Source organism: Nocardia farcinica, assembly GCF_029867845.1.
Classification (GTDB): domain Bacteria; phylum Actinomycetota; class Actinomycetes; order Mycobacteriales; family Mycobacteriaceae; genus Nocardia; species Nocardia farcinica_A.
Window position 1 is genome coordinate 1 of the sequence record NZ_JARWRU010001150.1, and the last position, 6,346, is coordinate 6,346.

The window sequence follows — 6,346 nt, forward strand, 5'->3', positions numbered from 1 at the left end:
CCCCCCGGGGCGCCGGGGGGGGGCCGCCCCCCCCCCCCCGCCGCCGGGGGGGGCGCCGCCCCCCCCCCCCCCCCCCCCCACCCTGTCGGCTCAGTTCTTTCCCGCGGCGAGCCGGAGCCCGGGCGTGGCGTCGATGACCGGGGTCGTGATGGCGCAGAAGCTGTGGCACACCCGGTCCTTGACGATCCGCTCCGGGCATTCCGGGTCGAACCAGCGGTCCACGTGCCCCCAATGGATCGGGTGGTGCATGTAGGGGCCGAGCAGCCCGTCCACATCGGGGAACTCCTGCTCCCACACGTGGGTCCAGCGCGCGCTGCCCTCGGCGTGGCGCACCGTGCTCAGCTGCCAGGCCACGATGGTGCGGATGTGCTCGGGCATCTGCAGTGTCGCGTGCTCGAAGCGCCGGATCTGTTCGGCGTCGGCCGCGTCGTCCACCCGCAGCAACAGTGTGCGGTAGACGCGTGACGGCGCCGCCTGCCGCCTGCGCCCGGCGCGTCCGCCGCTCGCGGGTCCGCTGTCGTACTCCACCGCGTCGACGTGGCCGATCGGCGAATCGCCGGTGGCCTCGTCGAGGACGCCGCGATGCCGCGACCAGTCGGCCTCGGAGTCGAACTGTAGATGCGCCAGCACATCTCCGCCGTTGCGCACCCCGGGCAGGGTCCGCGCGACCAGCGTGTGCCGGGCGCCGGTGGCCTCGGCCGCCGCGGTCACGCGTTTGACGGTCATGGCGGCGGCCATCTCGTTGTCCGGGTCGGTCAGGTGCAGCAGGCGGGTCACCTTATACATCGCACAGTCCTTCCAGATCCTCGGCGCGGCCCGCCATCGAGCGGGATCGTTCGACGATCATCGGCGCCATCGACTCCCACCACCTGGCGGGAGCGGGATCGTGCCTGCCCGCGATCGCGGCGGCCCACCAGCCCGCGGTGCCGGTCACCGTCCAGGTGGCGGTGACCGTGTTGGTCTCGTCCTCGACGCACACCGGCGGGCTCACCAGGACGCGTTCCAGTTCGAGCCCTCTGTCGCGGGCGCCGGGCGCGTAGCCGGTGAGATAGGCGTCGAGGAACGCCCGCGCCGTGCCGGGTCTGAGCACGACTCGGTCGATGATGTACAGGGTGGGCTCGTCCATGAATCGAACGTAGACGCCGCTCCCGCGCCGGGAAGCGTGCTTTCCCGGTGGCCGGGACTCGCTGCCGCCGTGGGGGTTCGCCCGCCTTGTAGGCTGCCGACGTGAATGCCGCAGACGACGATTCCTATCCCGGCCTGCCCGCGACCAGCTGGGCCGTGCTGGGCATGCTCGCCTTCGGCGAGGAGCTGACCGGCAACGATCTGAAGAAGTGGGCCGACTGGAGCATCGGCTTCTTCTACTGGAGTCCGTCGGTGAGCCAGGTGTACGCCGAGCTGAAGAAGCTCGAGGAGCTGGATCTGGTGCGTTCCCGGGTGGTCGCCGACGAGGGCGTGCGCGGTCGGCGGCTGTACGGCATCACCGAGGTCGGGCTGCGCGCGCTGCGGAACTGGTCACGTGACGCCGAGGTCGACATGCCGGTGCTCAAGCACGGTGTCATGCTCCGGCTGTGGATGGGGCATCTGCACGACCCGGATCATCTGAAGCGGATCGTGCACACGCACATCGAGAACCTGCGTGAGCGGGCGCGCCGGGCCGCCAGGCATGCCGATCATTCCGAGCGGGAACCGGGCTGGGCCTTCACCCAGATGAGCCTGCGATGGTCGCAGCGCTATTTCGAGGCCGAGATCGCGCTGGCCGAGCAGTTGCTCGAAGACATCGACGAGGCGGCAGCGCGCTACCGCGAGTCGGCGGAGCGCGATGAGCACGACCTGCCGGTGCCCCGGCATCCCGGAATCTGGCGCACGGTGGGGGAGGACTGACCGTCGCGGGCCAGCGGCGGCGCGACGGGCTCAGCCTTCGGCGAGCACGCTGGGGGCGGTCGGCAGCGAGCGCATGATGTTGCGGCGTTGCAGGGTCGGGGTGACGCGGACACCGGAGTTCATGCTGCGCCAGATGGCGTGCGCGGTCAGCTGGACCGGCGTGGTGGTCCTGCTGTCGACGGGCATGCGGTTGAGCGGTCCGCAGATGGAGACCGCGGTGGTCGCCTCACCGGGCGGGCCGATCGGGGCGGCGATACAGCCGAAACCGGGCAGCGCGCCGTTGCGTTCGACGGCGTAGCCGAGGTCGCGGATCATGGCGTCGCCGGCTGCGTTGCGTCCGTTCGCGGCCAGCAGCGCCCGGCCGAGGGCGGACCTGGCGGCGGGCAGCCTGCCGCCGACCCGGGTGGGGACGTGGGCGGCGAGCCTGCCCCCGATCTTCTCCAGGTAGACGATGTCGTCGCCGTCGAGCTCGGCCAGGTGCACCACCATGCCGGTGGTCCGGTACAGCTGCTGCAGATGCTCGGCGGCGGCGGCGTGCACGCGGTTCTGGTGCACGGCCAGTGAGCCGAGTTCGACCAGCCGGATGCCGAGGCTGTAGCGGCGGCCGTCGCGGCGCAGCCAGCGCAGCTGGACCAGCCGGTCGAGCATCCGGTGGGCCGAGGACCTGGGCAGTCCGGTCCTGGCGACGACCTCGGCGAGCCCGAGGCTCTCGCGTCCGTCGAACGCGTCCAGAACCAGGGAGAGCCGGTCGAGAATTGCGCTGGGGGCACCGGCTTCGTCGGGTCGCGTGTCCTGCACGACTGTCATGGGCTGACTCCTTCGTCACACCGCCGATGTCCGAGCGCCTCCCACCCGCAGCGCTCTGACATGGCTATTTCTATTAGGAATATGCCACAGGCCAGCCGATCTGTGAAGCAGGTCACGGGTAATCGCCGGTGGTTGCCCCGCGCTTCGGCGCGTCCTCCCATCACGCCGGGTGCGCGTTTGTCCCGGTGACCGGGAACTGACCTACGGGACCGGGGCACACCCGAACACATAATCCGTGCGCCACATCGATCGGTGATGTGGATCACGCGAGGACTTCCGTCGCCGGGGACCACCCGCTGCGCCCTCGCCATCGAGAGGAGAACCGGATCATGAGACTTGGTGGTCTGAGTCGTCAGCGGCGCGCGGTCGCCGCGCTCGGCGTCGCCGCACTGTGTACCGCACTCGCGGCGACGGGGTGCGCGAGCGAGGACGAGGCCGACAACAACAGCGCGGTGGCAGGCGCCGCCACCACCTCGCTCCCGGACGACCCGGCCACCGGCGCGCCCGTGCGCATCGGTTTCGTGTCGACCGAGGGCGGCGCGGTGATCTCGCTGCCGGAGATGCGCGAAGGCGCCGAGGCGGCCGTGGAGTACGTCAACAACAACGGCGGCGGCATCGCGGGCAGGCCGATCGAGCTGGTCGTCTGCAAGCAGCAGGAGGAGCCGACCTCGGCCACCAAGTGCGCCAACGAATTCGTCGAGCAGAAGGTGTCGGCCGTCCTCTCGCCCGGCACCTCCCAGGGCGGCACCATCCTGCCGATCGTCGCGGGCGCGGGCATCCCCTACATCACCCTCAACGGCGTCTCGGCGCAGGAACTGACCTCACCGGACTCCGCCGCTCTGTCCGCCGGTCTGCCCGGCACCATCACCGCCATGGCCACCGCGGCCGCGAACAAGGGCATGAAGAGCTTCACCGTGTTCGCCAGCGACGGCGGCGGCATGGGCGCGATGGTCGAGGCCATGGGCGCACCGCTGTTCCAGGGCGCAGGCGTGGAGCTGAAGGTCGTGCCGATCCCGCTCGGTGTGCCCGACCCCACCCCGCTGGTCGCCTCCGGGCTGTCCCCGAAGCCGGACGGCGTCAGCGTGATCGCCGACGCCGCGACCTGCGCCTCGGTCTACAAGGCGATCCAGACCACCGACCCGGGCGTGCAGAAGATCTTCATCCCCGTCTGCCTCGACCCCGACGTCATCGGCGCCATCGGCATGGACGCGGTCACCGGCAGCGTCGGCCTGACGGCCACCGATTACCTGTCCGACCGCCCCGACTCGGTGCTCTACCGCACCGTCCTGCAGACCTACGCCCCCGAGGCCACCGTCACCGGCGCCGCCTCGTCGGGCTACCAGGTCGTCATGGCGCTGGCCCTGGCCACCGAGAACATCCAGGGTGAGGTCGACGCGGCGAGCATCCGCGAGGCGCTGCGCACCGCCAAGGACGTCGAGATGCCCGCGGGCGGCGGCATCACCTTCAGCTGCGACGGCACCGCCGCGCCCATGATGGCCTCCATCTGCTCGCGCCAGATGCTGATCGGCGAGATCAACGAGCAGGGCGTGCCGGTGAACCTCCAGGTCACCGGATAGGCAACGCCCGCAACGAATCCGGCCAGGGAGATCAGCCATGACAGACCATCTTTCCTTTCTCGTGCTCGGCCTCGGCAACGGCGCCGTGTACGCCGCGCTCGGGCTCGCGCTCGTGATGACCTTCAAGAGCTCAGGGGTGGTGAACTTCGCGACGGGTGCCGTCGCGCTCTACGCCGCCTACACCTACGCCTTGCTGCGCAAGGGTGAACTGATGGTCCCGATCCCCGGACTGCCCGAGACCATCGATCTCGGCGGTCCACTCGGGGTCGGCCCCGCCATGGCGATCTCCCTGGTCGTCGCCGCCGCGCTCGGCCTGCTCTGCTACGCACTGGTGTTCCGGCCCATGCGCGCGGCCTCGGTGATCGCCAAAGCGGTCGCCTCGATCGGCCTGATGATCGTGATCCAGGCACTCATCGCCCAGCGCGTCGGCACCGGGCTGGTCTCGGTGCAGCCGATCTTCGCGCTCGACACCTTCACGCTCGGCGAGCGCACCGTGCCCGCCGACCGGATCTGGCTGGCCGTGTCCGTGGTGGCGCTGGCCGCGCTGGCCGTCCTGGTCTTCCGGTTCACCCGCTTCGGCGTGGCCACCGAGGCGGCCGCCGAATCGGAGAAGGGCGCTTACCTGACCGGACTGTCGCCCGACCGCATCGCCTTCGCCAACTGGGGGCTGTCGTCGATGGTGGCCGGCCTCGGCGGCATCCTCATCGCCCCCTTGGTGGCGCTGAACCCGGTCGCCTACTCGCTGTTCATCGTGCCCGCCCTTGCGGCCACCCTGGTCGGCAACTTCGGCTCCATCTGGCTGACCGTGGCCGCGGGCATCGTCATCGGCGCGTTGCAGGCCGAGGCCACCAACCTGCAGAACCTCTACGACTGGTGGCCGAGAGCGGGCACCGCCGAGGCGATCTCGCTGCTGCTGATCATGGGCTTTCTCGTGGTCAAGGGACGCCCGCTGCCCGACCGCGGCTCGGTGATCCGGCGGACCCTCGGCCGCGCCCCGCGCCCCGACCACATCCTCGCCCCGGCCCTGCTCGCGTGCACCGCCGTGATCATCGCGCTGGCCGTCACCTCGGGAAGCTATCGCGCCGCGATCGTCAGCAGCATCGTCTTCGCCGTCCTCGGACTCTCGCAGGTGATCGTCACCGGCTACGCAGGCCAGGTGTCGCTGGCCCAGCTCACCCTCGCCGGCGTCTCCGCCTACGCGCTCAGCGTGATCAACCAGCACCTGGGCATCCCGTTCCCCTTCGCGCCCGTGCTGGCCGCGCTGTTCGCCGCCGCGATCGGTGTGGTGGTCGGCCTGCCCGCGCTGCGGGTGCGCGGCCTGCCGCTCACCGTGGTCACCCTCGCTCTCGCGGTGTTCGTCGAGGCCTTCTGGTTCCGCAATCCCTCCCTCAACGGCGGAGTGCAGGGCGCGCCCATCGACACCCCGCGCCTGTTCGGCGTCGACCTCGGCATCGGCGCGGGCGAGAACTATCCGCGCATGGCTTTCGCGCTGCTGTGTCTGGCCGTGCTGGTCGTCGTCGGCCTCGGCGTGGCCCTGCTGCGCCGCAGCAGCCTCGGCACCGACATGCTCGCGGTGCGCGCCAACGAGCGCTCGGCAGCGGCCGCGGGCATCGACGTCGCCCGCACCAAGCTCGTCACCTTCGCGCTCGGCGCCTTCGTCGCCGGACTCGGCGGTGCCCTGCTCGGCTACCAGCAGACGATCGCCACCCCCGAACCGTTCACCGTCTTCCTCGGCATCTCCTTGTTCGCCGTCGTCTACGTCGCCGGCATCACCTCCATCACCGGCGGCATCCTGGCCGGGATCATGGCCCCCGGCGGCATCGTGTACCTGCTGGTCGACCGGTTCCTGCACCTCGGCGACTACTACGCGGTCATCAGCGGTGTGCTGCTCATCGTCACCGTCATGGCCAATCCCGACGGCATCGCGAGCAAACTGCCCCGCATCCCGTGGCCGACCCGCCGCCGCGCCGACTCCGCCCCCGACCCGGAACCCGTCGTCCCGGCCGCCGTCCCGCCGCGCGAGGACGCCGAACCCCTGCTCGCGGTGCGGGATGTCGGGGTCACCAACGGCGCGGTCC

General features: G+C 70.9%; 6 protein-coding genes. 3 read left to right on the forward strand and 3 right to left on the reverse strand.

Annotated elements, in window-relative coordinates; all coding sequences use genetic code 11:
* Window positions 1-90 precede the first annotated feature (90 nt).
* Complete coding sequence (locus QH283_RS25535) at window positions 91-786, reverse strand: Dabb family protein (RefSeq protein WP_280505482.1); 696 nt, start codon at window positions 784-786, stop codon at window positions 91-93.
* Window positions 779-1,126: a hypothetical protein gene (locus tag QH283_RS25540; protein WP_280505483.1), complete on the reverse strand. Its 348-nt coding sequence runs from the start codon at window positions 1,124-1,126 to the stop codon at window positions 779-781. The genes QH283_RS25535 and QH283_RS25540 overlap by 8 nt, the downstream gene beginning before the upstream one ends.
* 164 nt (window positions 1,127-1,290) lie before the next feature.
* Here QH283_RS25540 and QH283_RS25545 point away from each other — a divergent pair, with 164 nt between their 5' ends.
* Complete coding sequence (locus QH283_RS25545) at window positions 1,291-1,884, forward strand: PadR family transcriptional regulator (RefSeq protein WP_280505487.1); 594 nt, start codon at window positions 1,291-1,293, stop codon at window positions 1,882-1,884.
* Window positions 1,885-1,914: 30 nt separating this feature from the next.
* Here QH283_RS25545 and QH283_RS25550 read toward each other — a convergent pair whose 3' ends face one another.
* The gene (locus QH283_RS25550; protein ID WP_280505484.1) at window positions 1,915-2,691 is read right to left on the reverse strand and encodes an IclR family transcriptional regulator; all 777 of its coding nucleotides are present in this window, start codon (window positions 2,689-2,691) and stop codon (window positions 1,915-1,917) included.
* A gap of 329 nt (window positions 2,692-3,020) precedes the next feature.
* Here QH283_RS25550 and QH283_RS25555 point away from each other — a divergent pair, with 329 nt between their 5' ends.
* Complete coding sequence (locus QH283_RS25555; RefSeq protein ID WP_280505485.1) at window positions 3,021-4,268, forward strand: ABC transporter substrate-binding protein; 1,248 nt, start codon at window positions 3,021-3,023, stop codon at window positions 4,266-4,268.
* A 37-nt stretch (window positions 4,269-4,305) separates the two neighbouring features.
* The coding region (locus QH283_RS25560; protein WP_280505486.1) for an ABC transporter permease at window positions 4,306-6,346 on the forward strand (2,041 nt) is incomplete at its 3' end.

What these genes read in the sequence shown, in the direction of transcription:
- QH283_RS25535 (WP_280505482.1), bottom strand. Translation starts at nt 786, where the DNA reads ATGTATAAGGTGACCCGCCTGCTGCACCTGACCGACCCGGACAACGAG.
- QH283_RS25540 (WP_280505483.1), bottom strand. Translation starts at nt 1,126, where the DNA reads ATGGACGAGCCCACCCTGTACATCATCGACCGAGTCGTGCTCAGACCC.
- QH283_RS25545 (WP_280505487.1), top strand. Translation starts at nt 1,291, where the DNA reads ATGCTCGCCTTCGGCGAGGAGCTGACCGGCAACGATCTGAAGAAGTGG.
- QH283_RS25550 (WP_280505484.1), bottom strand. Translation starts at nt 2,691, where the DNA reads ATGACAGTCGTGCAGGACACGCGACCCGACGAAGCCGGTGCCCCCAGC.
- QH283_RS25555 (WP_280505485.1), top strand. Translation starts at nt 3,021, where the DNA reads ATGAGACTTGGTGGTCTGAGTCGTCAGCGGCGCGCGGTCGCCGCGCTC.